The organism is Mesorhizobium sp. B1-1-8, from assembly GCF_006442795.2.
Classification (GTDB): Bacteria; Pseudomonadota; Alphaproteobacteria; order Rhizobiales; family Rhizobiaceae; genus Mesorhizobium.
In genome coordinates, this window is sequence record NZ_CP083956.1 from 3,805,085 (window position 1) to 3,830,175 (window position 25,091).

Annotated in this window: 25 protein-coding genes; 4 read left to right on the forward strand and 21 right to left on the reverse strand. The window is 63.3% G+C overall.

Going from position 1 to position 25,091, the window contains the following annotated elements:
* Positions 1–88 precede the first annotated feature (88 nt).
* On the forward strand, positions 89–1,114 hold the full coding sequence (gene waaF / locus FJ974_RS18445) for a lipopolysaccharide heptosyltransferase II (protein ID WP_140538642.1): 1,026 nt from the start codon (positions 89–91) through the stop codon (positions 1,112–1,114).
* 65 nt (positions 1,115–1,179) lie between these two features.
* Here the strand turns inward: waaF and FJ974_RS18450 are convergent, their stop codons facing one another.
* Positions 1,180–2,703 (reverse strand): NAD(P)H-hydrate dehydratase, encoded by a 1,524-nt coding sequence (locus FJ974_RS18450; protein WP_140538643.1) that lies wholly within the window; start codon positions 2,701–2,703, stop codon positions 1,180–1,182.
* A gap of 362 nt (positions 2,704–3,065) precedes the next feature.
* Between FJ974_RS18450 and FJ974_RS18455 the strand changes: the two genes are divergently transcribed.
* Positions 3,066–3,404 carry a P-II family nitrogen regulator gene (locus tag FJ974_RS18455; protein ID WP_006205430.1) on the forward strand — a complete coding sequence of 113 codons (339 nt, stop codon included), beginning with the start codon at positions 3,066–3,068 and terminating at the stop codon, positions 3,402–3,404.
* A 61-nt stretch (positions 3,405–3,465) separates the two neighbouring features.
* Positions 3,466–4,875 (forward strand): type I glutamate--ammonia ligase, encoded by a 1,410-nt coding sequence (gene glnA, locus FJ974_RS18460; RefSeq protein WP_140538644.1) that lies wholly within the window; start codon positions 3,466–3,468, stop codon positions 4,873–4,875.
* 95 nt (positions 4,876–4,970) lie between these two features.
* Here glnA and FJ974_RS18465 read toward each other — a convergent pair whose 3' ends face one another.
* Positions 4,971–6,011, reverse strand: coding sequence for a glutamine synthetase beta-grasp domain-containing protein (locus FJ974_RS18465; RefSeq protein ID WP_140538645.1), 1,041 nt, complete (start codon positions 6,009–6,011; stop codon positions 4,971–4,973).
* A gap of 314 nt (positions 6,012–6,325) precedes the next feature.
* Here FJ974_RS18465 and FJ974_RS18470 point away from each other — a divergent pair, with 314 nt between their 5' ends.
* On the forward strand, positions 6,326–6,517 hold the full coding sequence (locus FJ974_RS18470) for a DUF2735 domain-containing protein (RefSeq protein ID WP_140538646.1): 192 nt from the start codon (positions 6,326–6,328) through the stop codon (positions 6,515–6,517).
* A gap of 170 nt (positions 6,518–6,687) precedes the next feature.
* Here the strand turns inward: FJ974_RS18470 and FJ974_RS18475 are convergent, their stop codons facing one another.
* The 19 genes from FJ974_RS18475 to rpsE form a co-directional block, all read right to left on the reverse strand.
* Positions 6,688–7,386 (reverse strand): ABC transporter ATP-binding protein, encoded by a 699-nt coding sequence (locus FJ974_RS18475; RefSeq protein WP_140538647.1) that lies wholly within the window; start codon positions 7,384–7,386, stop codon positions 6,688–6,690.
* Complete coding sequence (locus FJ974_RS18480; protein WP_140538648.1) at positions 7,383–9,230, reverse strand: ABC transporter permease subunit; 1,848 nt, start codon at positions 9,228–9,230, stop codon at positions 7,383–7,385. Before FJ974_RS18480 ends, FJ974_RS18475 begins: the two co-directional genes overlap by 4 nt.
* 13 nt (positions 9,231–9,243) lie before the next feature.
* A complete protein-coding gene (locus FJ974_RS18485; RefSeq protein WP_140538686.1) occupies positions 9,244–10,119 on the reverse strand; it encodes a branched-chain amino acid ABC transporter permease in 876 nt (291 codons plus the stop codon).
* A 202-nt stretch (positions 10,120–10,321) separates the two neighbouring features.
* Complete coding sequence (locus tag FJ974_RS18490) at positions 10,322–11,689, reverse strand: substrate-binding protein (RefSeq protein WP_140538649.1); 1,368 nt, start codon at positions 11,687–11,689, stop codon at positions 10,322–10,324.
* A 257-nt stretch (positions 11,690–11,946) separates the two neighbouring features.
* Positions 11,947–12,732, reverse strand: coding sequence for an ATP12 family chaperone protein (locus FJ974_RS18495; RefSeq protein ID WP_140538650.1), 786 nt, complete (start codon positions 12,730–12,732; stop codon positions 11,947–11,949).
* Positions 12,733–12,742: 10 nt separating this feature from the next.
* Positions 12,743–13,663, reverse strand: coding sequence for a DMT family transporter (locus FJ974_RS18500; protein ID WP_140538651.1), 921 nt, complete (start codon positions 13,661–13,663; stop codon positions 12,743–12,745).
* Positions 13,660–14,646, reverse strand: coding sequence for an RluA family pseudouridine synthase (locus tag FJ974_RS18505; protein ID WP_140538652.1), 987 nt, complete (start codon positions 14,644–14,646; stop codon positions 13,660–13,662). The genes FJ974_RS18500 and FJ974_RS18505 overlap by 4 nt, the downstream gene beginning before the upstream one ends.
* A gap of 123 nt (positions 14,647–14,769) precedes the next feature.
* Positions 14,770–15,600, reverse strand: coding sequence for an aspartyl/asparaginyl beta-hydroxylase domain-containing protein (locus tag FJ974_RS18510; protein ID WP_140538653.1), 831 nt, complete (start codon positions 15,598–15,600; stop codon positions 14,770–14,772).
* A gap of 160 nt (positions 15,601–15,760) precedes the next feature.
* Positions 15,761–17,068: a replication-associated recombination protein A gene (locus tag FJ974_RS18515; RefSeq protein WP_140538654.1), complete on the reverse strand. Its 1,308-nt coding sequence runs from the start codon at positions 17,066–17,068 to the stop codon at positions 15,761–15,763.
* Between the two features lie 39 nt (positions 17,069–17,107).
* Positions 17,108–18,601, reverse strand: a complete 1,494-nt coding sequence (locus tag FJ974_RS18520; protein WP_140538655.1) for a DegQ family serine endoprotease — start codon at positions 18,599–18,601, stop codon at positions 17,108–17,110.
* A gap of 187 nt (positions 18,602–18,788) precedes the next feature.
* Complete coding sequence (gene rplQ, locus FJ974_RS18525) at positions 18,789–19,220, reverse strand: 50S ribosomal protein L17 (RefSeq protein ID WP_140538656.1); 432 nt, start codon at positions 19,218–19,220, stop codon at positions 18,789–18,791.
* Between the two features lie 104 nt (positions 19,221–19,324).
* Positions 19,325–20,335, reverse strand: a complete 1,011-nt coding sequence (locus FJ974_RS18530) for a DNA-directed RNA polymerase subunit alpha (RefSeq protein ID WP_032933403.1) — start codon at positions 20,333–20,335, stop codon at positions 19,325–19,327.
* A 103-nt stretch (positions 20,336–20,438) separates the two neighbouring features.
* Positions 20,439–20,828, reverse strand: a complete 390-nt coding sequence (gene rpsK, locus FJ974_RS18535) for a 30S ribosomal protein S11 (protein ID WP_006205444.1) — start codon at positions 20,826–20,828, stop codon at positions 20,439–20,441.
* Between the two features lie 159 nt (positions 20,829–20,987).
* The gene (gene rpsM / locus FJ974_RS18540) at positions 20,988–21,356 is read right to left on the reverse strand and encodes a 30S ribosomal protein S13 (RefSeq protein ID WP_140538657.1); all 369 of its coding nucleotides are present in this window, start codon (positions 21,354–21,356) and stop codon (positions 20,988–20,990) included.
* A gap of 209 nt (positions 21,357–21,565) precedes the next feature.
* Positions 21,566–22,153 (reverse strand): adenylate kinase, encoded by a 588-nt coding sequence (locus FJ974_RS18545; protein ID WP_140538658.1) that lies wholly within the window; start codon positions 22,151–22,153, stop codon positions 21,566–21,568.
* Positions 22,150–23,490 carry a preprotein translocase subunit SecY gene (gene secY / locus FJ974_RS18550; protein ID WP_226891293.1) on the reverse strand — a complete coding sequence of 447 codons (1,341 nt, stop codon included), beginning with the start codon at positions 23,488–23,490 and terminating at the stop codon, positions 22,150–22,152. Before secY ends, FJ974_RS18545 begins: the two co-directional genes overlap by 4 nt.
* Positions 23,491–23,750: 260 nt before the next feature.
* The gene (rplO, locus tag FJ974_RS18555) at positions 23,751–24,224 is read right to left on the reverse strand and encodes a 50S ribosomal protein L15 (protein WP_140538660.1); all 474 of its coding nucleotides are present in this window, start codon (positions 24,222–24,224) and stop codon (positions 23,751–23,753) included.
* 23 nt (positions 24,225–24,247) lie between these two features.
* Positions 24,248–24,445 (reverse strand): 50S ribosomal protein L30, encoded by a 198-nt coding sequence (gene rpmD / locus FJ974_RS18560; protein WP_006205449.1) that lies wholly within the window; start codon positions 24,443–24,445, stop codon positions 24,248–24,250.
* A 25-nt stretch (positions 24,446–24,470) separates the two neighbouring features.
* The gene (rpsE, locus tag FJ974_RS18565; protein WP_032933400.1) at positions 24,471–25,034 is read right to left on the reverse strand and encodes a 30S ribosomal protein S5; all 564 of its coding nucleotides are present in this window, start codon (positions 25,032–25,034) and stop codon (positions 24,471–24,473) included.
* Positions 25,035–25,091: the final 57 nt, after the last annotated feature.

Genomic DNA, 25,091 nt, shown 5'->3' on the forward strand with positions numbered 1-25,091 from the left:
CATCCTTGATGGCAACGCGCTTCCGTGACAAATCACCGGCGCGCCCGCCGTCTGTGGCGGCTGTTCCGGATAGAAAAGGTTTCTCCCGTTGCGTCCCATACTCGTCATCTGCCTGCCGGCGATCGGCGACTTCATCCGCTGCCATTCGGCCATCCAGATCATCGCCAAGACGTTTCCCGGACACCCGATCGACGTCATCACCTCGCCGCTTGCGGCACCTTTGGCGCGGCTGATGCCGCATGTCCGGAAAGCCTGGACGCTGGACAAGCGGCATCGGAAACCCGGTATTGGCGAGCGCAGGCGATTGGCGGGCCGGCTTCGCGAAGAAAACTATCAGGCGGCCTATCTGCTCTCAAGCAGCACCAAGGCCGCCCTGGTGCCGTGGCTGGCCGGCATACCCGAGCGCATCGGCTATCCGCGCGAGCTCCAGTTCGGCATCGTCAACCGGCTGCCGGCCGGCTGGCTGAAAAGCCTGGTTGCCTTCGGCCCGCGCAAGACAAGATTGTTCGAGCAGGTCTGCGCGATTGCCATGCTGGGTGCCAGGCCCGCGGCTGATACGCGATTGCCAGCGCCGCAAATGGCAGTTTCGCCTGAGGAACTCTCGGCATGGCGCATCCGGCACGGGATCGACGCGGCAAGGCCGGCGCTGGCTCTTTACACGTCAGAATTCACCAACTTCCGCTCATGGCCGGCGGAACGTTTCATCTCCGTCGCCAGGGATCATGCCAGGCGCGGCTGGTCGGTATGGCTAGTCGGTGGTCCGCGCGAACGCGCGGCCGCGGCCCAGATCCGGGCAGAACTTCCGGAGGCGGTGGATTTCACATCGACCCCCGACATCACCGATGCCATGTGCCAGATCGCCGCCTCGACCGTGTTCCTGGGCGTCGACGGCGGCATCTGCCATGCCGCCGCGGCTTTGGGAGGGCCCTGCGTGCTCATCTTCGGATCGAGCCGCTCCTATGAAACGGGACCCGTGAACGACCATGTCCGGTTTCTCGAGCCGCCGATTTCAACGCCGAGCTGGGTTCGCGATACGCGCGGTGTCAGCGAGGAAAGAGTGCTCGCAGCGCTGGCTGACGCCGTGGCAGGGTTGCATCGTCCCCAAGGCGCCTGAATTCGCCGCCAACGCCTACTCTTCCAGGGCAGCGCCGCGGGCGATCGCAAAGAGAACCGCGTGCTTCATTTGACCGCCGCCCGGCCTTCAATGAGCTCGCGCAGCACCGGGACCATGGCGGACGGCAGGTCCTCGGCGATCAGCCCTGGGCCGAACCGGCTGCCGACCTCGGCATGGATCCAGACCGCCGCACATGCCGCCTCGAAGGCCGGCATACCTTGCGCCAAAAGCCCGGCAATAATACCAGCCAAAACATCGCCCGAACCGGCCGTGGCGAGCCAAGGAGCACCATTGCTGTTGATTGCCGCCCTGCCGTCGGGCGCGGCGATCACCGTGTCCGGTCCCTTATAGACAAGGATGGCGTTCGCGCGGACGGCCGCCGCGCGGGCCTTGGCCAGTTTGGAGAGCGCTTCATCACCTGCGATTTCGGGAAACAATCGGCCGAATTCGCCCTCATGCGGCGTCATCGTCAGCGCCGGCGCGTCCGGCCTTGCGGCCGCCTCGAACAGCGTCGAGGCGGCATTGCGAAACGACGTGATGCCGTCGGCGTCGAGCACGAGCCCTTCTATGCCGCCGTCCTGCCGCTTTCTGGCGAGCACGGCAAGGGCGAAATCGCGCGCCTTGTCGCCGATGCCGAAGCCGGGTCCGAGGACGAAACTTGACGCCCGGCGATCGCCGACAAAGTCGTGCACGTCCTCGATCGCATCTGCCTTGCGCAGCATGATCGAAGTCAGGTGCGCGGCATTGACCTGCATGGCATTGGCCGGCGACAGAACGGTCACCGCCCCAGCCCCGCTTCTGGCCGCCGCAAGCGCCGAGAGCCGCGCCGCGCCAGTCGCTGAAGGTCCACCGGAAAAGATGCCGACATGGCCCCGCCGGTATTTGTGCGCATCGACCGCCGGAACCGGAAACTCCTCGAGCCACAAGGCCGGGTTGTTGTCGAAGGTTTGCGGCGCGACCTGTGCGATGATCGCGTCACCGATGCCGATGTCGGCAAGCACGATCTCGCCGCACCGCTCGCGCCCCGGCAGCAACAAATGCCCCGGCTTCTTGCGCGCGAAGGTGACGGTGGTCGTGGCACGAAAGGCGGTGCCGAGGATCACTCCGCTCTCGCCGGAAACGCCGGAAGGAAGATCGACGGCTACCACCGGTAGCTTCAAGTCCGTCGCGATCTCGACAGCCCGGGCGGCATCGCCTGACAGCGGCTTGGACAGCCCTGCCCCGTAGAGTGCGTCGACAACGATCGAGCCAGGTGCGGCGGCGAACGCCGAAAGCGGCCGCCGTTCAAGCAGGCAATCGGCCGCGGCGATCGCGGCATCGCTGCCCGCCCGCGGCCGGCCCGACACCCACATCGCGACATCGACGCCCGCCCCTGCCAGCAGCTTGGCCACGACATAGCCATCGCCGCCATTGTTGCCGGGGCCGCACAGCACGTGCACCTTCGTTGCAGCCGCGTAGCGCGCCAGCACGACGGCCGCGACCGCTTCGCCGGCGCGCCGCATCAGCCCAAAGCCGTCGAGCGGTCCGGCCGCGATCGCCAGCCGGTCGGCCTCGGCCATCTCGGCCGGCGAAAGAAGTTCATTGGTCATCGGATTGCCGCGCCCATGGGATTGCCGATCCTGATGCAATCAAGCATTGTCCAGTTTTCGGTCCGAAGCAAACGCGGCGGCCAGCACCGCTTGCAAAAGCGGTCGCATCCGAGGGGAAATTGCCTGCAAATTGCGCCATCTGCCCATTTTTTGCGCAGACGCGAGGAGGAGCGATGTATAGGCTTTGGGCGTCCATGACGCATCCGATGCAGCCAATGATGCGAATTCGCATCGGGGCATGCTATGGCGCCGGAATCGTCGGAAAACGCCTGCAATCGCAAGGAATTGGCACAGTTCGTGCTTGATGGAGGCGCAAGCGGGGCGCACAACCCGTCCTTTTGGCAGTGGAGGCCACTTTCTACATGAAAAAGATCGAAGCGATCATCAAGCCATTCAAGCTGGACGAAGTGAAGGAAGCGCTTCAGGAGGCCGGACTGCAAGGCATCACCGTCACCGAAGCGAAAGGCTTCGGCCGGCAGAAGGGCCATACCGAACTTTATCGCGGCGCCGAATATGTCGTCGACTTCCTGCCCAAGGTGAAGATCGAGGTGGTGCTCGGCGACGATGCCGTCGAGGGCGCCATCGAGGCCATCCGCAAGGCGGCGCAGACCGGGCGCATCGGCGACGGCAAGATCTTCGTCTCCAACATCGAGGAAGTCGTGCGCATCCGCACCGGCGAGACCGGCATGGACGCCGTCTGACACCGCCCACCCTTTCCGAACCGTCATCATCAAAAAACGTCATCACATAGGGATACATGACATGACGACAGCCAAAGACATCATGAAGCAGATCAAGGACAACGACGTGAAGTTCGTCGACCTGCGCTTCACAGATCCGAAGGGCAAGCTGCAGCATGTGACGATGGATGTCGTCGAGGTCGAGGAAGACATGTTCGCCGACGGCGTCATGTTCGACGGCTCATCGATCGCCGGCTGGAAGGCGATCAACGAGTCCGACATGGTGCTGATGCCCGACACCGACACGGTGCATATGGACCCGTTCTTCGCCCAGTCGACCATGGTCATCCTGTGCGACATCCTCGATCCGATCTCGGGCGAAGCCTATAACCGCGACCCGCGCGGCACCGCCAAAAAGGCCGAGGCCTACATGAAGGCAGAAGGCATCGGCGACCAGGTCTTCGTCGGCCCCGAGGCCGAATTCTTCGTGTTCGACGACGTCAAGTACAAGGCGGACCCCTACAACACCGGCTTCCGCGTCGACTCCACCGAGCTGCCGTCCAACGACGACACTGATTACGAGACCGGCAATCTCGGCCATCGCCCGCGCATCAAGGGCGGCTATTTCCCGGTGCCACCGATCGATTCCTGCCAGGACATGCGTTCCGAAATGCTGACCGTGCTCGCCGAGATGGGTGTGCGCGTCGAAAAGCATCACCACGAGGTCGCCGCCGCCCAGCACGAGCTCGGCATCAAGTTCGACACGCTGGTGCGCAACGCCGACAAGATGCTGATCTACAAATATGTCGTGCACCAGGTCGCCAATGCCTATGGCAAGACGGCCACCTTCATGCCGAAGCCGGTGTTCGGCGACAACGGCTCGGGCATGCATGTCCACCAGTCGATCTGGAAGGGCGGCAAGCCGACCTTCGCCGGCAACGAATATGCCGGCCTGTCCGAGAGCTGCCTGTTCTATATCGGCGGCATCATCAAGCACGCCAAGGCGATCAACGCCTTCACCAACCCGCTGACCAACTCCTACAAACGCCTGGTGCCGGGCTATGAGGCGCCGGTGCTGCTTGCCTATTCGGCGCGCAACCGCTCGGCCTCGTGCCGCATTCCGTTCGGCTCCTCGCCGAAGTCGAAGCGCGTCGAGGTCCGCTTCCCCGATCCCGGCGCCAACCCCTATCTCGGCTTCGCCGCCATGCTGATGGCCGGCCTCGACGGCATCAAGAACAAGATCCATCCGGGACAGCCGATGGACAAGGATCTCTACGACCTGCCGCCGAAGGAACTGAAGAAGATCCCGACCGTCTGCGGCTCGCTGCGCGAAGCGCTGCAGAACCTCGACAAGGACCGCGGCTTCCTGAAGGCCGGCGGCGTCTTCGACGACGACCAGATCGACTCTTACATCGAGCTGAAGATGGCCGAGGTGATGCGCTTCGAGATGACCCCGCATCCGGTCGAGTACGACATGTACTATTCGGTCTAAGCGAAAGAAATCATTGTAAAAAAGAACCCCGGCGAAAGCCGGGGTTTTGATTCGTAGAATGCTTGCAGCGCAGACGCGGTCTGCGCCGCAAACGATCAGGCTGCCGCCGAAACCGATGCTTCGGTCGAAACCTGCGAGATCGTCTTCAGCACCTGCGAGGCGATTTGGTAGGGGTCGCCCTGCGAGTTCGGACGACGGTCCTCGAGATAGCCGCGATAATCGTTCTTGATGAAGGAGTGCGGCACGCGGATCGAGGCGCCGCGGTCGGCGACGCCGTAGCTGAACTTGTTCCACGGCGCCGTCTCGTGCTTGCCGGTCAGGCGCTTGTCGTTGTCCGGACCGTATACGGCGATGTGGTCCATCAGGTTCTTTTCGAACTGCGCCATCAGCGCCTCGAAATAGGCCTTGCCGCCGACTTCGCGCATATAGCTGGTCGAGAAGTTGCAATGCATGCCCGAGCCGTTCCAGTCGGTGTCGCCGAGCGGTTTGCAGTGGAACTCGATGTCGATGCCGTATTTTTCGGTCAGGCGCAGCAGCAGATAGCGCGCCATCCACATCTGGTCGGCTGCCCGCTTGGAGCCCTTGCCGAAGATCTGGAACTCCCACTGGCCCTTGGCCACTTCGGCGTTGATGCCTTCATGGTTGATGCCGGCAGCGAGGCAGAGGTCGAGATGCTCCTCGACGATCCGGCGCGCGACATCGCCGACATTCTTGTAGCCGACGCCGGTGTAGTACGGACCCTGCGGGGCCGGGTAGCCGCTCTGCGGGAAGCCGAGCGGACGGCCGTCCTTGTAGAAGAAATACTCCTGCTCGAAGCCGAACCAGGCGCCCTCGTCGTCGAGGATGGTGGCGCGGCTGTTGGACGCATGCGGCGTGACGCCATCGGGCATCATGACCTCACACATGACGAGAACGCCATTGGTGCGGGCCGGATCCGGGTAGAGCGCCACCGGCTTCAGCACGCAATCCGAGCTGCGGCCCTCTGCCTGCATGGTCGAGGAGCCATCGAAGCCCCACAGCGGCAGCTGCTCGAGCGTCGGGAACTCGGCAAATTCCTTGATCTGGGTCTTGCCGCGCAGATTGGGCGTCGGGGTGTAGCCGTCGAGCCAGATATACTCGAGCTTGTATTTGGTCATTCCAGTGCCTCTCGTTTGCTAGGACACCGCAAAGTGGCGGTATCAACGCATGGCCGGGCCGAGCCGACCTGCCGATGGTTAAAAAGCAAGTCGTGTGCCACTCTCGCGTCTCCGGATGCAGCAAAATTGCCGCGCGATCGCCGTGAATTTGCTGAGCCGCCTCAGCAATGCGCTCGGATCGATCAAGGCCAAATACTGCACAAATCCTAGGCAAATACTGATCTTTTCGTAGGCATATTGCCTAAAGGAGTCGCAGGACCTACCTTGGCAAAAGATGAATCGACAAGGCTCCCGGAGAAGCAAGGAGGTCGGCCATGCAAGCCACGCAATCGCGTCAGTCGGCAAAGATCCTGAGGTTCCCGCTGGCAGGTCGAACGTCTGCCTCAATTTTAGGCGCGAAGGCCAAATTCGCGGCAGAGCTTGCCTCGCTGCGCACTACGCATGCCGATGTCGACGGCTGGTACCACGAGGCGGCGATCGAGGAAGAAAACCAGCGCAAGAGCTGATCCGCTTTTCAATATCATGTCTCCAGCGCGAAAAGCCCGGCGTGATCGCCCACGCCGGGCTCTTTTTTGCAGGCCTGTCGGTTCAGCTGCGCCATTTCCCGCGGGCACCAGGATCGCGGCGGTCGGCGCCGACAGTTCGGGCGGCTCGACGATCCTTTGCGAAGACCGCTTCAGACGCCGAGATAGCGCTGTAGCAGCTCCGGCCGCGCCTTGATCTCGGCGGCCGGTCCTTCATGGGCGATGTGGCCGTTGTTGATGATGTAGACGCGCTTTGCGAGCGCCAGCGTCGCGGCCAGGTTCTGTTCCACCAGCACGATGGTCTGTCCGGCATCGGCCAGTTCCCGGCAGGCCTTGACCAGGTCCTGCACGATGACCGGGGCAAGTCCTTCGAACGGCTCATCGAGCAGGACGATTTTGGGGTCGCGCACAAGCGCGCGGGCGATCGCCAGCATCTGCTGTTCGCCGCCGGAGAGATCCGTGCCGCGGCTGGTGCGCCGCTCCTTCAGCCGCGGAAACATGCCGTAGATGCGGTCGAGCGGCCATTTGTTGTCGGCGGTCAGGCCGGCCAAGATTATGTTGTCCTCGACGTTCAGGCTGCCGAAGATGCGCCGGTCCTCATGCACCAGCTGCATGCCGAGCCGGGCGATGTTGTGCGCCTTCCTGCCCGCCAGTTCCTCGCCGTCGAGCATGACGCTGCCGCTGCGTGGCGTGACGACACCCATCAGGCTCTTGAGAGTGGTCGATTTGCCGGCGCCGTTGCGGCCGAGAAGCGCGACAACCTCGTTCTTCTCCACCCGCATCGACACGTCGAACAGGATGTGGCTGTCGCCGTAATAGCTGTTCAGACCTTTGACCTCGAGCAGGCTCATGCCATCTCTCCGTGAACGCCGCCGAGATAGGCTTCCTGGACTTTCGAATTGGTCTTGACCTCTTCCGGCGTCCCGTGGACGAGGACCCGGCCCTCTTGCAGCACGGTGACCGTCTCGACCAGTTCGAACAGCGAATCCATGTCGTGGTCGATGATGATCATCGTGCGGCCGCGCGCGATTGACTTCAGCAGCGCCACCGTTTCGATGCGCTCGCGCGGGCTCATGCCGGCGAGCGGCTCGTCGAGCAGCAGCAGGCTCGGCGACGTCGCCAGCGCCAGCCCGATCTCCAGCCGGCGCTTCTCGCCATAGGCGAGCTCCGACACGGGCGTGTCCAAGCGGTGCGTCAGGTTGACCAGCGCCAGCGTGCGCTCGACCTGCTCGCTCAGGCCCGGGATCTTGCCGATATTGCGGAACAGGTCGAGCCTGAACTTGCCGCGGGTTTCGCCAAGCGCGGCAATCGTCAGGTTCTGCCTGACCGTCAGCCGGTCGAAGAGCTGGTTGATCTGGTAGCTTTTGGTCAATCCGAGCTGGCAGACGTCCGTCACGCTCATGCCGGTGATGTCGCGGCCCTCGAACACGATTTTGCCTGAGGTCGGCGCCACCTCGCAGGTAAGCATCTTGAAGAAGGTGCTCTTGCCGGCGCCGTTGGGGCCGATGATGCCGCGTATCTCACCGTGGCCGATGGTGAAATCGATATCGCTGTTGGCCATCAGACCGCCGTAGCGCTTGCTCAGCCCCGTGGCCTGCAGGATGGGGCCGGAAGCGTGGTCCGTCGGACGGTGTCGCGCCGGCATCGCCTCGGCGACGACCGGCGCAACCGGGGTGATCGCGGAGGCAGCGGCCGTCGCCTCGATCGGCTCGGCGGATTTCCTGGCGCCCGTCGCCAGATCGTAGACATCCGCGATGGCGCCAACGATGCCGCGCCTCAGGAAGACGACCAGCAGCACGAAAACGATGCCGAGCACCAGCTTCCATGTCGCGCCGAGGTGCAGCACATTCTGGAAGAAATCGCTGAGGAAAAGCCACACGGTGGCGCCGATCAGCGGCCCGAACAGCGTGCCGGCGCCGCCTATCGCGGTCTGCATGACAAGCTGGCCGGAAGTATCGAACATGAAAGCGTCGGGCGGCATGAAGCCCTGCATGACGCCGAGCAGGCCGCCGGCGAACCCGGCATAGATCGCGGCCACCACGAACGCTGTATGCTTGTAGGCGTGGATGTTATGGCCAAGCGCGGCCGCGCGCAGCGGGTTGTCGCGGATGGCCGAAAGGATCGCCCCGACCGGCGAGCGCACGATGCGCAGCGCAACCACCAGACCGACGAAATACCAGAACGCTAGGAAAATATACATCGTCCAGTCGGAATCGAACCTGAACGTCGTAAAGCCAAGCGAGATGCTCGGTGTCGGCACGCCCGGCAACCCGTTCTCGCCTCCGGTATACTCCGACAGCGGGTTGAACTCGACGAAGAAGAACACTTCCGAGATCGCCACTGTGATCATGGCGAAATAGATGCCGGTGCGCCTGAGCGCGACCAGCCCGACGAGGTAGCCGACGATGCCGGCGGCGACGGCGCCAACGATGATCGCCACCATGACGTATGGAAAGTCCAATTCGGTCAACAGGTAGGCGGCGAACATGCCGCCGGTGCCGAAGAAGGCTGACTGGCCGAAGGAAAGCAGGCCGGTGTAGCCGAAAAGGATGTCGAAGCCGAGCCCGAACAGGCCCCAGATCAGGATACGGTTGATGGTTGTCGGCGCGAAGCCGAGATGCGGCAGGATGAAGGGCCCGGCGATCAGCGCGATCGCCGTCAGCACCTCGACGAGGAAGGGGCGTTTCTGGTTCATGAGCGGACCGCGTTCACTCGCGGCCTGCCGTGCCGAGCAATCCGTAAGGACGGAACACCAGCACGAGGGTCATCGCCACGAAAAGCATGACATAGGCATAGCCGGGGTTGAACATCGAGGTGATGGAGATAATCTCGCCGGCGATGATGCCGCCGAGCACCGCGCCCGGGAATGACCCGACACCGCCGATGACGACCACAACGAAGGTCTGCACCAGGATCGCCTCGCCGACGTCCGGCGCAATCGACACCACTGGCGCGTTGACGATGCCGGCGAAGCCCGCCGCCATGGCGCCGATGCCGAACACCAGCATGAAGACCTTGTAGACGTCGATGCCCAGCGATCCGACCATGACGGAATCCTCGATACCGGCGCGTACGATCATGCCGATGCGGGTGCGATAGAGCACTAGATAGAGCGCCAGCAGCGACACGGTGACGATGCCGAGCGCCGCCAGGCGATAGGTCGGATAGACCATGAAGCCCAAATTGGTGATGCCCTGGAACAGGGCCGGTGGCGGCACCGTCTTGGACAGGCTGCCGAAGAAGAAGCGTACCGCCTCGACGAAGACGATACCGAGACCGAAGGTAACGAGGATCTGATCCTCTTGCGGACGCGTGTAGAAGTAGCGAATGATCAGCCGCTCCATCAGCACGCCGACCAGCATGACGAAGAGCGAACCGGCGACGAGCGCAACGATAAAAGAGCCTGTATAATCGTAGGCGACCCAGCCGGCATAGCCGCCGAGCATGAACATCGCGCCATGCGCAAGATTGAGGACGCCAAGCGTGCCGTAGATGATCGTCAGGCCGGAGGAAATCAGCGCCAGAAGCGCGCCGAGCACCAGCCCGTTGAAGCATTGCGAAATGAAATTAGCCCAATTGATCACGCTGCCGCCCGCGTTGAGATTGATGAATAGACGACCGTCGCGGCGCCGTCTGCCTGCCATCATGGCAGGCAATCGATTGCCCTGCGACAGTTAATTGGCCAGGACTCGGGCCGCGGAGACATGCTTCGCGGCCTTCGACCTGGCCGTAACGGGATGAAAATCCTCCTTCGCACCGGTGATGCGAAGAAGGGTGTCGTGACGGTCAGGTGTAATCACCAAGCTGGCAGCCAAAGGCATCCGGCTTCTGCATCAGCCCTTCGCCGGGCACGATCTCCACGACGTCCCAGAAGTCTTCCTCGTTCTTCATGTCCTTGGCCGCCTTGCCGCGGACGATGACGACAGGACGAATAAGCTGGTGGTCCTCGGCGCGGAACTTGACGTCGCCGACCATCGACGGGAAGGTCTCGCCCTTCTCGTACTGCTTGATGACGTCCGGCGGATAGAACGTGCCGGCTTGCGAAACCATCCGCGCCCAGATGGCGAACTGCATATAGGCGTTTTCCGCACCCCATTCGGGGCGATAACTGTACTTTTTCTGGAATGCATCGACGAACGCTTTTGCCAGCGGAAATTTGTCTTCCATCGTCCACCAGAAATCGGTGGCGGCGAACACCCCCTCGGTCAGGTCCGGACCCACTTCCTTGGCCAGAAACGGAATCTGATAAGGGATCACCATCTTCATGGTCGGCGTCAGGCCGAACTGCTTTGCCTGCTGCACCGACAGCACGGCGTCGCGACCCCAGTTGACGTTGACGATGAACTCAGCGCCGGAATTGGCGATATTGGTGAGGTACTGGCTGAAGTCCTGCGTTCCGAGCGGGGAGATCTGGTTGGTCACCATTTCCCAGCCGCCCTGGGATGTAAGATAGTCATTGACCGATTTGGTGACGGTGTGGCCGTAGGTATAGTCAGGCGTCATGAACGCCGCCTTCTTGCCTTTGCCGAAATTCTTGACCAGCACCGGGCCGATGGCGTTAGCGCAGGTTTCGCCATAGACGCACTGGCGGAAGGAATAGCGCGCGCAGTCCTTGCCGGTGGTGTCGTTCGAGCCGGAGATTGCCACCAGATACAGGATCTTCTCGCGCTGGGCGAACTTGTTGAGCGCAACCGCCACCGCCGAAGAGGTAGACCCTGTCATGGCGACGATTTTGTTGTCGTTGATAAAGGTCTGCTGAGACTGCACCGCATTGTTCGGCTTGGCGGCCGAGTCGGCGACGACCAATTCCACTTTCTTGCCGAGCACGCCCTTGTCGATCTTCGGCGCGATCTGCTTGAGCAGATCATTGCCCTCGTTGATGTGCTCGACGGCCAGTTGCATGCCCTTGAGCTCGTCCTCGCCCTGCACGGCATAGGCGCCGGTGCGCGGCACGGTCGCGCCGATATAGACAGTGTTGCCCTGCGAGCCAGCCGGCCACGTGCCTATCGCCGGCTGGTCGTCGGCATACGCCCGGCCAAGCTGTCCGGCCAAACCAGGGATCAGCGTCGCACCGGCGACGCCCGCGCCAAGCTGCAAAATGTGACGGCGCGAGAAGCCGCCCGCGCCCTTATCCAGGTTTTTGAACTCTGTCATGCATTCCTCCCATATGTTCCAGGTTTTGGTTGTAACCGCCTGCCGCTGCTCCTCCCACCAAGCAAACGCCGGCTCCTCGATCCGGATAATGGGCGGCAGAGAACAGGGCCGTCAATGCAACTTTCGTTTGCTATCGAAGGCGGTTCGAGCGGAAAAATGCTTGATATTCTTGCATTTCCGTCCGATCGGCAGGCATCCGGAGGGTATTGGGCGGCGCCGGCGAATCGTCTCGTGCCGGCCTGGCGGCCGGGGCCGATCTACAGCGCTTCGAGAAGACGGACCGCGGCCATCATGTCGCGCTTGCGGGCCGAGCGGCGCGCCACGGCTTCGGCGTCCTGGCCCCAATGCTCGATCTGCCAGTCCTCGTCGACGTGACCGGCCGTCCACGCTTCCTCGCCGTCGAGCTCGCCGAAATCGACGGCGAGCGCCAACAGCGCCGATCCGGTCAACGAGGTCATGACGTGAATGGCTGCGAGCCGCAGCGGCTCGGCGCGCTGGGCAAGATGAGCGCCAAGGATGGCGATGGTCTCGCGCGGCTGCTCGACATGGATGACGCCTTCGGCAAGATTGAAGCGCGCGCCGAGACTGCCGCGCGCCCAATCCAGGACCGGATCCCAGAGACGGTTCTGCCGATCGACCAAGCCTTGCGGGCCATCGGCGCGGTAACAAAGCAGGTCGGACGAAGCGAAGCGCAGGATGTCTTCCAGCACGGCCTGCGGATCGCTGGCGACGCCGTCGATTGCCGTGTTGACGAGGCGCATCACCGGCATCGTCACAGGGTCGATGACTTCGCCCTGCGCGGCGAATTCCTCGGCGACGAGAGAAGCCGCTTTTTCGGTCGGCAGCACCAGCAGCGCTTTCCCGGGCGTGCGAACCGGCCTGCCGTCGAGATGGACGGCAAAGCCGTTTTCGACCGGGGCGACCGACGCGGTCTTGTAAAAACGCTTCGGCAGCGGCGTCTTCATCTGGATCTGGGCGCGGCGCACCGGATCGGGATCGGAGAGCAGCTTTCCCGCTTCGAGATCGTTGAGGATATCGCGCATGTCGAGCTCCTTACGCTGGCACCTGCTTGCGCACCGGCCTGTTGACGATGATCAGGCCAGCGGCGATCAGGCCAAGCGCCAGGAAAATCCTGACCGTCAGCGGCTCGCCCAGAATCATCGCGCCGCACAGCACGCCGAACACCGGCGACAGGAAGGCGAAGCTCGAAAGGCCGGATGCCGGATAGCGCCTGAGCAGCCAGAACCACAATACATAGGTGAAGGCGACGACATAGACAGACTGGAACAGCAGCGCCCATGTCGACAGTGCTGTGACGGCGCGGATCGGCGGGCCGGCGAACGGCAGCACCAGGACGCCGACGACGGCAGCCCCGGCCAGCTGGTATAGCAGGAGCTTCTCGGCACTGGTCTCGACCAGTTTCGAGCGCTTGATGACGATGCTGGTCAGCGCCCACAGGATGCCGGCGCCGAGGCTAAGCAGATCGCCGGTCAGCGTTGCGTCATTGCCGCCCATGATCCCGTCGGAGAACACCGCCACCAACCCGCAGAAGGCGAGCACAAGGCCGGCGAGCTTGCGCGCGGTGATATGCTCGCCAAGCAGGAAATGGCCGCCGACCAGCACCCAAAACGGCATGGTGTTGACCAGCAAGGTGTTGCGGGCAACGGTGGTGTGCTCCAATCCGATATAGAGACACAGGAACTCGGCGCCGAAGAGCACGCCGGCGAGGATCCCGGCGCTGAGCGTCCCATCCGCTTCGAACAGCTTTATGCCGCGCAGCCAGCACCAGCCGACGACGCAGGCGCCGCCGATGACCGAGCGTGCGATCGAGACGACGACGGGATCGTAACCGGCGTAGGAGATCTTGGCGGCGACGTAGTTCAGCCCCCAGGACAGCGTCAGCCCGACCATGACGGCCGCTGCCGTCATGTCGACGGCGTCGCGGCGGTCGAGCGTATCGGCAGCGCTGCTCATCTTTCTTCCTCTGCGCTCTGCTCGTCGAAGCCGATCAGGTTCCAGCTCTGGCGCATATGCGGCGGCATCGGCGCGGTGACGTCGATGACGCCCTGGTCGGGATGCGGAATGACGATGCGGCGGGCGTGCAGGTGCAGGCGGTTTTGAATGCCGCCGGGAAAGTCCCAATTGGTGTCGGCCTCGAAATATTTGGGATCGCCGATGATCGGGCAGCCGATATAGGCGGCATGGACGCGCAGCTGGTGGGTGCGGCCGGTATAGGGTTCCATCTCCAGCCAGGTCATCGTCTGCGCAGCCTGCTCGATGACGCGGTAATAGGACACCGCGTGGTCGGCGCCCTTTTCACCGTGTGCTGCGATGCGCACGCGGTCGCCATCCGGCGTCGACTCCTTGACCAGCCAGGTCGAGATCTTGTCCTCGCGCTTCGGCGGCACGCCCTTGACCAGCGCCCAATAGGTCTTCCTGGTCTCACGCGCCCGGAACGCCTCGGAAAGCTTCATGGCTGCATGCCTGGTGCGCGCGACGACCAGCACGCCCGACGTATCGCGGTCGAGGCGGTGCACGAGGCGGGGCTTCTCGCCCTTCTTGCTGCGCCAGGCCTCCAGCATGTCGTCGACGTTGCGGCTGACGCCGGAGCCGCCCTGCACGGCCAGGCCCGCCGGCTTGTTGAAGACGTAGACCTTCTCGTCTTCGTGCAGCAGCATCTTGGCCAGCACATCGGCATCGTCCTGGTTGCGGATCGAATGGCCGGTGAGCGGGGCGTCACCCTTCTTGTCGATATCGAGCGGCGGGATGCGCACGGTCTGGCCGGGCTCGACGCGGGTGTCGGCCTTCACCCGGCCGCCGTCGACCCTGACTTGGCCGGAGCGCAGCAGCTTCTGCAGATGGCCGAAGCCAAGGCCCGGGAAATGGACCTTGAACCAGCGGTCGAGCCGCATGCCCGCCTCGCCGGCCTCCACCGTGATCTGTTCAACGCCTGCCATGGGTTCGCTTATCCGTTCGATAGCGGCGCCATAGCACTAAGGCAGGCGTCTTGCGAGCCAAAGACCCAAAATCCGGACAAAGATCGCGCCAGGCAGAATCCGGCGCCAAGTGCGCCAGATGCTTCAGTTGGCGGCGACCTTCTTCGGCTTGGACGAACCGATCATCTTCCAGTTCTTGTAGAACATGGAATTGATGCGCTCGACGCTCACCGAGACGACGGCGAGAAGGCCGGCGATGAGGCCGGGGAATGGCGACGGACGGATAATGTCCATGAATACGCAATAGCGGCGCCCATCATACTCGTTGACAGAGCGGTGCAGCAGCGTGTCGTCGAAAATGTAGAGCGGATTGTCGTGCCAGTAATTCCGGGCGTTGTTGCACTCGACGAAAATCTCGGCCTTCACGGGCAACAAATTGTAGAGGATGCGCAGGCTGAGCCGCAGCGGCCCGAAATGCCAGGAAGTCGATTCCTTGCCCCTGAACACCGAGACGGCGATGGTCTTGATGTATTTGAAATCCTTGTTGAATTCCGCAACGTTATCTATTCTGTGCTTGCCGTACCACTGATAGACATACATGCCGCGCCGGCCGGTGCCGAAATTGGCGTCGATATCGGCGATGATCTCATCCTTGCGCGCCTTGAAGACATCGAGAACCTCGTTGACCTCGCGCTGATAGTCGGCCGGGAACTGCTCCAGCTTCCATACGCCCGGGTTTCTGTAGCAAAGCAGGTCGACCAGAAGGTTGAAGGGCGACAGCAGCCAGGTGAAGATGCCATTGCCGAGGAAATAGCCGCGGAACAGCGACAGATCCTTGTTTGCATTGCGCATCACATCGATCAGGCCGCAGACGATCCAGATTGTCGTCAGGATCGGGATGAAGTAGAAGGCGAGCGCGAGAAGCGGGACTGCGATCGCAGCCTGACGAAGGATCTTACGGCTTTGCTTTGTCATTGTCTTCCGCGCTGGAGCGCGGCCCTGTTTACATGAAACAAATCACGGCGCCGACCCCCGCCAGCCGTGCGCCTTGATAAGGCCTTTTGGTCAGCCGCACAACGGCATCGCCGCAGGATGGGTTTGCGGTGCCTTGGCTGATCTCGTCGGACGACGCCGGCTATTCGCGCTCTTTGCGCAGCTTGGCCCAGTATTCCAGCCGCTTCCTGACTTCGCGCTCGAAGCCGCGCTCGGGCGGATCGTAAAAAGTGTGCCGGCCCATCTTTTCCGGAAAATAGTCCTGCCCGGAAAAGGCGTCCGGCTCGTCGTGGTCGTAGCGGTAGCCGGCGCCGTAATCCTCCTGCTTCATCAGCTTGGTCGGCGCGTTGAGGATATGCTTGGGCGGCAGCAGCGAGCCGAATTCCTTGGCGGCTTGCGTCGCCGCCTTGAAGGCGGTGTAGACGGCATTCGATTTCGGCGCGGTGGCGAGATAGACGGTGGCCTCGGCGAAAGCGAGATCGCCCTCGGGCGAGCCCAGATAGTCATAGGCGTCCTTGGCGGCATTGGCGACGACCAGCGCCTGCGGATCGGCGAGCCCGATATCCTCCATCGCCATACGCACCAGCCGCCGGCCGAGATAAAGCGGATCCTCGCCGGCGTCGAACATGCGGGCAAGGTAGTAGAGCGCTGCGTCCGGGTCGGAGCCGCGCACCGATTTGTGCAGCGCCGAGATCAGATTGTAATGACCGTCCTGGCCCTTGTCGTAGATCGGGGCGCGGCGCTGGACGATGCGCTGCAGGCCCTCCGGAGTGAACACCTCGCCGGGCTTGGCGGCGCGCCAGACCTCTTCGGCCAGCGTCAGCGAGGCGCGACCGTCGCCATCGCTCATGCGCATAAGCATGGCCCGCGCCTCTTCGTCGAGCGGCAGTGCCCTGCCCTCGGTTTCCTCGGCCCGCGCCAGGAGCTTGGCGATGCTGTCTTCGCCGAGCGAGCGGAAGACCAGCACGCGTGCCCGCGACAGCAACGCGGCATTCAGCTCGAAGGACGGGTTTTCGGTGGTGGCGCCGACCAGCACGACGGTGCCGTCCTCCATGACCGGGAGAAAACCGTCCTGCTGGGCGCGGTTGAAGCGATGGATCTCGTCGACGAAGAGCAGCGTCTGGCGGCCGCTGGCGCGGCGCAGCTTCGCCGTCTCGAAGACCTTCTTCAGGTCGGCGACGCCGGAAAACACCGCCGATATCTGCTCGAAGGCGAGATTGGTTTCACCGGCGAGCAGCCGCGCCACCGTTGTCTTGCCGGTGCCGGGTGGCCCCCAGAAGATCATCGAGCCGAGCGAGCCAGAATTGATCAGCCTGGTCAGCGCGCCATCCGGACCGGTCAGATGCTCCTGGCCGACGACCTCGCCAAGGTTTTTCGGGCGCAGCCGATCGGCCAGCGGCCGGCCCAGCGGCGCCTTTTCCGGTTCATCGGAACTGAACAGATCGGCCATGAACGTCGCCAAACCTGGAGGACGACCCTTCGGATCGCCTCAATAACGCAACACCTGGCGCAGTATCTGCCCGCCGCGCTCGACGGTAAAGCGCCACCAGCGCGTGTCCTGCTGGGCGACCTGCGCCAGTGTCGCCGCCGTTTCGATGGTGGTGCCGTTCACCTCGCGCACGACATCGCCCGGCTGGAAGCCGAAATCGGCGGCAGGTGAATCGCGGTTGATGTCGATCACGGTGACGCCCTTGAGATCGGTGCGCAGGCCGAGCCGCTGCGCAAGCCTTGGCGATAGTTCCGCGACCTTGGCGCCGGCGAAGGGGCTGCGGCCGTGCAGCGTCACTTCCGCTGCCTTGGCCCCCTCCGGCGCGCGCTCCAGCGCGATCTCCATCGTCGCCTGCTGGCCCTTGCTCAGCACCGCGAAGCTCGCCTTGGAGCCGATCGACAGCGTCGCCATGCGGTAGTCCAGCGCCTCGATGCTTTCGACCGGCGTGTTGTTGAGCGACAGCACGACATCGCCGGGCTTGAGGCCGGCCTTGCCGGCGGGACCCGTGGCATCGACCGACGACACGAGCGCGCCGGCCGGCTTGTCCATGCCGAGCGATTCGGCGATCTGCGGCGTCACCGCTTCGAACTCGGCGCCGATATAGGGGCGCTCGAAGAAATCGAGCCCGGCCTTGGCGGCGTCGGCGAAGGCGCGCACCATGTTTGCTGGGATCGCGAAGCCGATGCCGATCGAGCCGCCGCTGCGGCTGTAGATTGCGGTGTTGATGCCGACCAGCTGGCCGCCCATGTTGATCAGCGCGCCGCCGGAATTGCCTGGGTTGATGGCGGCGTCGGTCTGGATGAAGTAGCCCGAATCCGAAACGCCGATATGGCTGCGGGCAAGGGCCGAAACAATGCCGCTGGTGGTGGTCTGGCCGACGCCGAACGGATTGCCGATCGCCAGCACCAGATCACCGACCTCCAGCGCGTCGGAATCGCCGATGGCGATCACCGGAAACGGCTTGTCGGCCGAGATCTTGAGCACGGCGAGATCGAGCGTCTCGTCCTTGAGCATGACCTTCGAGGTGAATTCGCGCCCGTCAGCCGTCGCCACCTTCACCTCGTCGGCATCCTTGATGACGTGGTAGTTGGTGACGATGACGCCGCTCGGATCGACTAGCACGCCGGAACCGAGCGAGGACTGTGCGCGCGGCTGGGCGCGGCCGAAGAACTCCTCGAAGAACGGATCGCCCTCGAAGGGCGATGTGACCTTGGCGGTCTGCGAGGCATAGACATTGACCACGGCCGGCGCCGTCTGCTTGACCAGCGGCGCGAAGGAGAGCTGCACCTCCTCGCGGCCGAACGGCACGCGCTTGTCCGGACCGGCGGTGGCGTTCTCGCCTTCGACGCCATGCAGGAGGTCCGTCAGCACGTCGGAGAGTCCTGGGTCGGCCGGCTTGGCGGCGTCCTCTGCCAGCGCCTGCCTAACCGCCGGCACCGCGGCGAAAGCGGCGAGCGCGCAGAGCGTGACAAGAAACAGCCGTTTGAAACGCATTCCGAATCCTCCAGATCGGGCGCCATTGTCCCGACGATTGTGCAGAATGAAAGGCTAAGGCGATGGAATGCGACGATTGTCGCGCAGAAGCACCGGCTCGATAGACAAAAAACGTCGCGGGGCACCATCCCTCAAGATGCGAAAAGGGGCCCGAAGGCCCCTCGAAACCATTCTCGGAAACCGAGCCTCAAGCGGCAGCGGCTTCCTCGTTGGCGCCTTCCGCCTCGAGACGGGCGCGGTCGGCGGCGCCCTTGGCCGAGGTGTCGCGGTCGACGAACTCGATCACCGCCATGGCGGCGTTGTCGCCGTGGCGGAAGCCTGCCTTCATGATGCGCAGATAGCCACCGTTGCGGGTGGCGTAGCGCGGCGCGATGGTTTCGAACAGGCGGCTGACGACGCCCTCATTGCCGATCTGCGCGATCACCTGGCGGCGGGCGTGCAGGTCGCCGCGTTTGCCGAGCGTCACCAGCTTCTCGACGATCGGACGCAAATCCTTCGCCTTCGGCAAGGTGGTGAGGATCTGCTCGTGCTCGATCAGCGACACGGCGAGATTGGCAAACATCGACTTGCGGTGGCTTACGCTGCGGGCGAAGCGACGGCCCTTGAAACCGTGGCGCATGGCTCTTTTCCTTCTTCAGTTGTTCAAGAGGCCACGGCCTCTGATGGTTTTCCGCATGACCGTCGGATCGAGCGGCTCACGCCGCCGATCCTTGGAATTCATGCTCAATATTGGTCTTCGTAACGCTTGGCGAGATCTTCGATGTTTTCCGGCGGCCAGTCCGGCACTTCCATGCCGAGGTGCAGGCCCATGGCCGCCAGCACTTCCTTGATCTCGTTCAGCGACTTGCGGCCGAAGTTCGGGGTGCGCAGCATCTCGGCTTCGGTCTTCTGGATCAGGTCGCCGATATAGACGATGTTGTCGTTCTTCAGGCAGTTGGCCGAACGCACCGAAAGCTCGAGTTCGTCGACCTTCTTGAGCAGCGCCGGGTTGAAGGCGAGCTCGGTGACGGCCTCGGTGGCGACTTCCTTCTGCGGCTCGTCGAAATTGACGAACAGACCGAGCTGGTCCTGCAGGATGCGGGCGGCGAAAGCCACCGCGTCTTCGCCCGAGATCGAGCCGTCGGTCTCGATCGTCATGGTCAGCTTGTCATAGTCGAGAACCTGACCCTCGCGGGTGTTCTCGACCTTGTAGGAGACCTTCTTGACCGGCGAGTACAGGCTGTCGACCGGGATCAGACCAATCGGCGCGTCCTCGGCGCGGTTGCGTTCGGCCGGCACATAGCCTTTGCCGGTATCGACGGTGAACTCCATGCGGATCTCGGCGCCCTCGTCCAGCGTGCAGATGACGTGGTCGGGGTTGAGGATCTCGACATCGCCAACCGTCTGGATGTCGCCGGCGAGCACGGCGCCGGGGCCCTGCTTGCGCACGACCATGCGCTTGGGACCATCGCCTTCCATGCGGATGGCGATTTCCTTGATGTTCAAGACGATATCGGTCACGTCCTCGCGCACGCCGGCGATGGACGAGAATTCATGCAGCACGCCGTCGATCTGCACGGCGGTGACGGCCGCGCCGCGCAGAGAGGACAGAAGCACCCGGCGCAGGGCGTTACCCAGCGTGAGGCCAAAGCCCCGCTCGAGCGGCTCGGCGACCAGCGTGGTCAGCGTCTTCTTCTTCGACGAGAACTCGATCTTGTTCGGCTTGATCAGTTCCTGCCAATTTTTCTGGATCATGGTGTCTTCCTTCCGTTGTCCCGCCACCATCCAATCGTGGCGGGCGCCCTGGAATACCGCGGAGGAACGCTTCTTGCGTTCGCGCGGCGTTCTTTAAATTTTCTTAGACGCGGCGCTTCTTGCGCGGGCGGCAGCCATTGTGCGGGATCGGCGTCACATCACGGATCGAGGTGATGGTGAAGCCGGCAGCCTGCAAAGCGCGCAGCGCCGATTCGCGGCCGGAGCCGGGCCCGCAGACCTCGACCTCGAGCATGCGCATGCCGTGTTCCTGGGCCTTCTTGGCGACGTCCTCGGCGGCCATCTGGGCGGCGAACGGGGTCGACTTGCGCGAACCCTTGAACCCTTGCGCGCCGGCCGACGACCACGCAATCGAATTGCCCTGTGCGTCGGTGATGGTGATCATCGTGTTGTTGAAGGTCGAATTGACGTGGGCAACGCCCGACGAGATATTCTTGCGTTCGCGACGGCGAACACGAGCGGCTTCCTTGGCCATGGTAGTCCTTTCAGTTGATCTCTACACCGCCGTAATGCCAGCGGCTCCACCTTGGTAAGGGAGTAGGGGAATAGGGCAGTAAGGGAGTAGGGAAATGTGTGGTCCGATTTTCGGACTATTCCCTACTGCCTTACTCCCCTACTCCCTTATTCCCCTAAATCACTTCTTCTTGCCGGCGATCGACTTGGCCGGACCCTTGCGGGTGCGCGCATTGGTATGCGTGCGCTGGCCGCGGACCGGCAGCGAGCGGCGGTGACGCAGGCCGCGGTAGCTGCCGAGGTCCATGAGCCGCTTGATGTTCATCGAGACTTCGCGGCGCAGGTCGCCTTCGACCTGGTAGTCGCGGTCGATCGTCTCGCGGATCTGCAGCACTTCGGCGTCGGTCAGCTGGTTGACGCGACGGTCGGCCGGGATGCCGACCTTGTCGACGATTTCCTGGGCGAACTTCTTGCCGATACCGTGAATGTACTGAAGCGCAATGACGACGCGCTTGTTGGTCGGAATGTTGACGCCGGCTATACGAGCCATGTTCTTCTCATCTCCATATGGGCCGGACAAGCCGGCGCTTCAAGTTGCCCCGCGTCCGGTGGAGGCCGGCCCTTGCGGGAGTTTCCGTATTCAAAGCGGCTGCCTCGCCCTTGCGGGCAAGCAAATCCTATGCCTGACAGGAAGACGGGCCGCCATACCCCAATGGCGGCCTTCGGTCAAGCACAATCTTAACTTGTCGCGGCAGCCTGTTATGCCGTCGCCGCGACTACCGCCTCGATTTCCGCGGTCACCGCGTCGATGCTGGCCATGCCGTCGACAGTTTTCAGTTTGCCTTTGGCGTAATAATAGCCGGTCAGCGGAGCGGTTTTCTTGTAGTATTCCCGCAGGCGTTCCTCGAACACCGCCGGATTGTCGTCCTTGCGCACCGGCTGGCCGGCGGCCTGGGCGTCCTCGGCCCGCTTGACGATGCGGCCGACAAGCGCCTTGTCGTCGACGACGAGCTCGATCACCGTGTCCAGCGCGATGCCGCGCTCGGAAAGCATGGCCTCGACCGCGTCGGCCTGCACCAGGGTGCGCGGGTATCCGTCGAGGACGAAGCCGTTCGCGCAATCGGGCTGATCGATACGTTCGGCGACAATGGCGTTGACGATCGCGTCCGACACCAGCTCGCCGGCGTCCATAACCGCCTTGGCGCGCTTGCCGACCTCGGTTCCGGCCTGGACGGCGGCACGCAGCATGTCGCCCGTCGAAAGCTGGGGTATGCCGTGTTTTTCTACCAGTCTTTGTGCTTGCGTCCCCTTGCCCGCCCCCGGCGGCCCAAGCAATATCAGCCTCATCTGCCTCCTCTTTCCCCGCGCAACTTCGACTTCTTGATCAGGCCCTCATACTGGTGCGCGATCAGGTGACCCTGAATCTGCGCCACCGTATCGAGCGTGACACTGACCACGATCAGAAGCGATGTGCCACCGAGGTAGAAAGGTACGCCAGTCGCCGAAATCAGGAACTCGGGCAGCAGACACACCAGCACCAGATAGATGGCGCCGACGACGGTGATACGCGTCAGAACATAGTCGATATATTCGGCGGTCCGCTCGCCCGGGCGATAGCCCGGGATGAAGCCGGAATGCTTCTTGAGCTGGTCGGCGGTGTCCTTCGGGTTGAAGACGATCGCCGTGTAGAAGAAGGCGAAGAAGACGATCATCGCCGCGTAGAACGCCATGTAGAGCGGCTGGCCGTGGCCGAGCGAGGCGAGGATGGTGCTTGCCCAGCCAGGCAGGTTGGTCGCCTGCGAGAAGCCGGCGACGGTCGCCGGCAGAAGCAGCAGCGAGGACGCGAAGATCGGCGGGATGACGCCCGACGTGTTGAGCTTCAGCGGCAAATGCGAGGTATCGCCCTGGAACATCCGGTTGCCGACCTGCCGCTTCGGATACTGGATGAGCAGGCGCCGCTGCGCGCGCTCGAAGAAGACGATCAGCCCGATGACGATGATGGCGAGAACGATGATGGCCAGGATCAGGCCCGTCGACAGCGCGCCGGTGCGGCCGAGCTCCAGCGTGCCGGAAATGGCCCGCGGCAGGCCGGCGACGATGCCGGAGAAGATGATCAGCGAAATGCCGTTGCCGATGCGCGGCGCGGTGATCTGCTCACCGAGCCACATCAGGAACATGGTGCCGCCGACCAGCGTGACGACGGTCGAGATGCGGAAGAACATGCCGGGATCGTTGACGATGCCGTTGCCGCCCTCGAGGCCGACCGAGATGCCATAGGCCTGCACGAGCGCCAAGAGCACGGTGCCGTAGCGGGTGTACTGGTTGATGATCTTGCGGCCCTGCTCGCCTTCCTTCTTCAGCGCTTCCAGCGACGGGATGACCGAGGTCATCAGCTGCATGATGATGGAGGCGGAGATGTAGGGCATGATGCCGAGCGCGAAGATCGCCATGCGCTGCACGGCGCCGCCGGCAAACATGTTGAACATGCCGAGCACGCCCTTGCTCTGCGAGGAGAAGGCGTGGGCGAAGGCGTCAGGGTTGATGCCGGGAAGCGGGATATAGGTGCCGAGGCGGTAGACGAGCAGCGCGCCGATGGTGAACCAGATGCGCTTCTTCAGATCCTCGGCTTTGGCGAAGGCCGCAAAATTCAGATTCGAGGCTAGTTGTTCAGCAGCCGAAGCCATGCCTGATTCTCCGCTAGAGCATGATGCCGAAAAGTGTGGAGCGGTTTTCGGACAACATCATGCGCTACTTCTTTGATTTCTACCGTCACGCTCGATGCCCGCAGCTCAGGCGGCGCGTGTCACCGAAACTCACGAGATAAGCTCCGGACCGTAAACATGCAAGCGGCCGCGTTGACGCGGCCGCCTGGTTGATCAGATCAAAGCGCGTTTCGGCGGTAAAAAAACGGAGTCGTTCCCGCCGGCGGCACTTCAAATCGCCGTTACTCGGCGGCGGCCGCTTCCGGCAGCTTCACCGAACCGCCGGCCTTCTCGATCTTCTCGATCGCCGCCTTGGAGGCGCCGGCGACGTCGAAGGAGAGCTTGGCCTTGAGTTCGCCGTCTGAAAGCACGCGCACGCCGTCCTTGACGCGGCGGATGACACCGGCGGCGACAAGCGCCTCGGCCGTCACGGTCGCCTTGGCGTCGAGCTTCTTGGCGTCGACCGCGGCCTGGATGCGGGCGAGCGACACAACCGTGAAGCTCTTGGCGAACAGGTTGTTAAAGCCGCGCTTGGGCAGGCGTCGATAGAGCGGCATCTGGCCGCCCTCGAAGCCGTTGATGGCGACGCCCGAGCGCGCCTTCTGGCCCTTGACGCCGCGACCCGCGGTCTTGCCCGAGCCGGAGCCGATGCCGCGACCGAGGCGCTTCCTGGAGTGCGTGGCGCCGTCCTTGTCACGCAGATCGTTGAGTTTCATTGTCGTTCTCCTGCGCTTTCAGTTCAGCCCTCGTCCACGACGCGGACGAGATGCTGGACGGCAGCGATCATGCCGCGCACGGAAGGTGTGTCTTCCAGCGTGCGCTGCTTGTGCATCTTGTTCAAGCCGAGGCCGACCAGCGTCGCGCGCTGCTCCTTCGGCCGGCGGATCGGCGAACCGATCTGCTCGACGGTGATGGTCTTGGTAGCTTTCTTGGCCATGATCGAAATCCCTGGTCAGCGTCGACTATTCTTCAGCCGCAACGGCGGTGCCGCGGCGGGCCTGAAGGGTCGAGTATTTGATGCCGCGCGCGGCGGCCACATCCTTCGGATGCATCTGGCTCTTCAGCGCGTCGAAGGTGGCGCGAACCATGTTGTAGGGGTTCGACGAACCCATCGACTTGGCGACCACGTCATGCATGCCGAGCGTCTCGAAGACGGCGCGCATCGGGCCGCCGGCGATGATGCCGGTACCCTGCTTGGCGGCGCGCAGCAGAACGCGTCCGGCGCCCCAGCGGCCCTCGACGTCGTGGTGCAGCGTACGGCCCGAGCGCAGCGGCACGAAGATCATGTCGCGCTTGGCCGATTCGGTCGCCTTGCGGATCGCCTCCGGCACTTCGCGCGCCTTGCCGTGGCCGAAGCCGACGCGGCCCTTCTGGTCGCCGACAACGACGAGCGCGGCAAAACCAAAGCGACGGCCGCCCTTGACCACCTTGGCGACGCGGTTGATGTGGACGAGCTTGTCCACCATACCGTCGTCGCGCTCTTCGCGCTCGCGGCCGCGGCCGCCTTCCCTACGTTCCTGTGCCATATCCTGTTCCTTGTTCTTTTCCGGAAGCACGGTTGCTGATGATATCCGGCGCCTCTG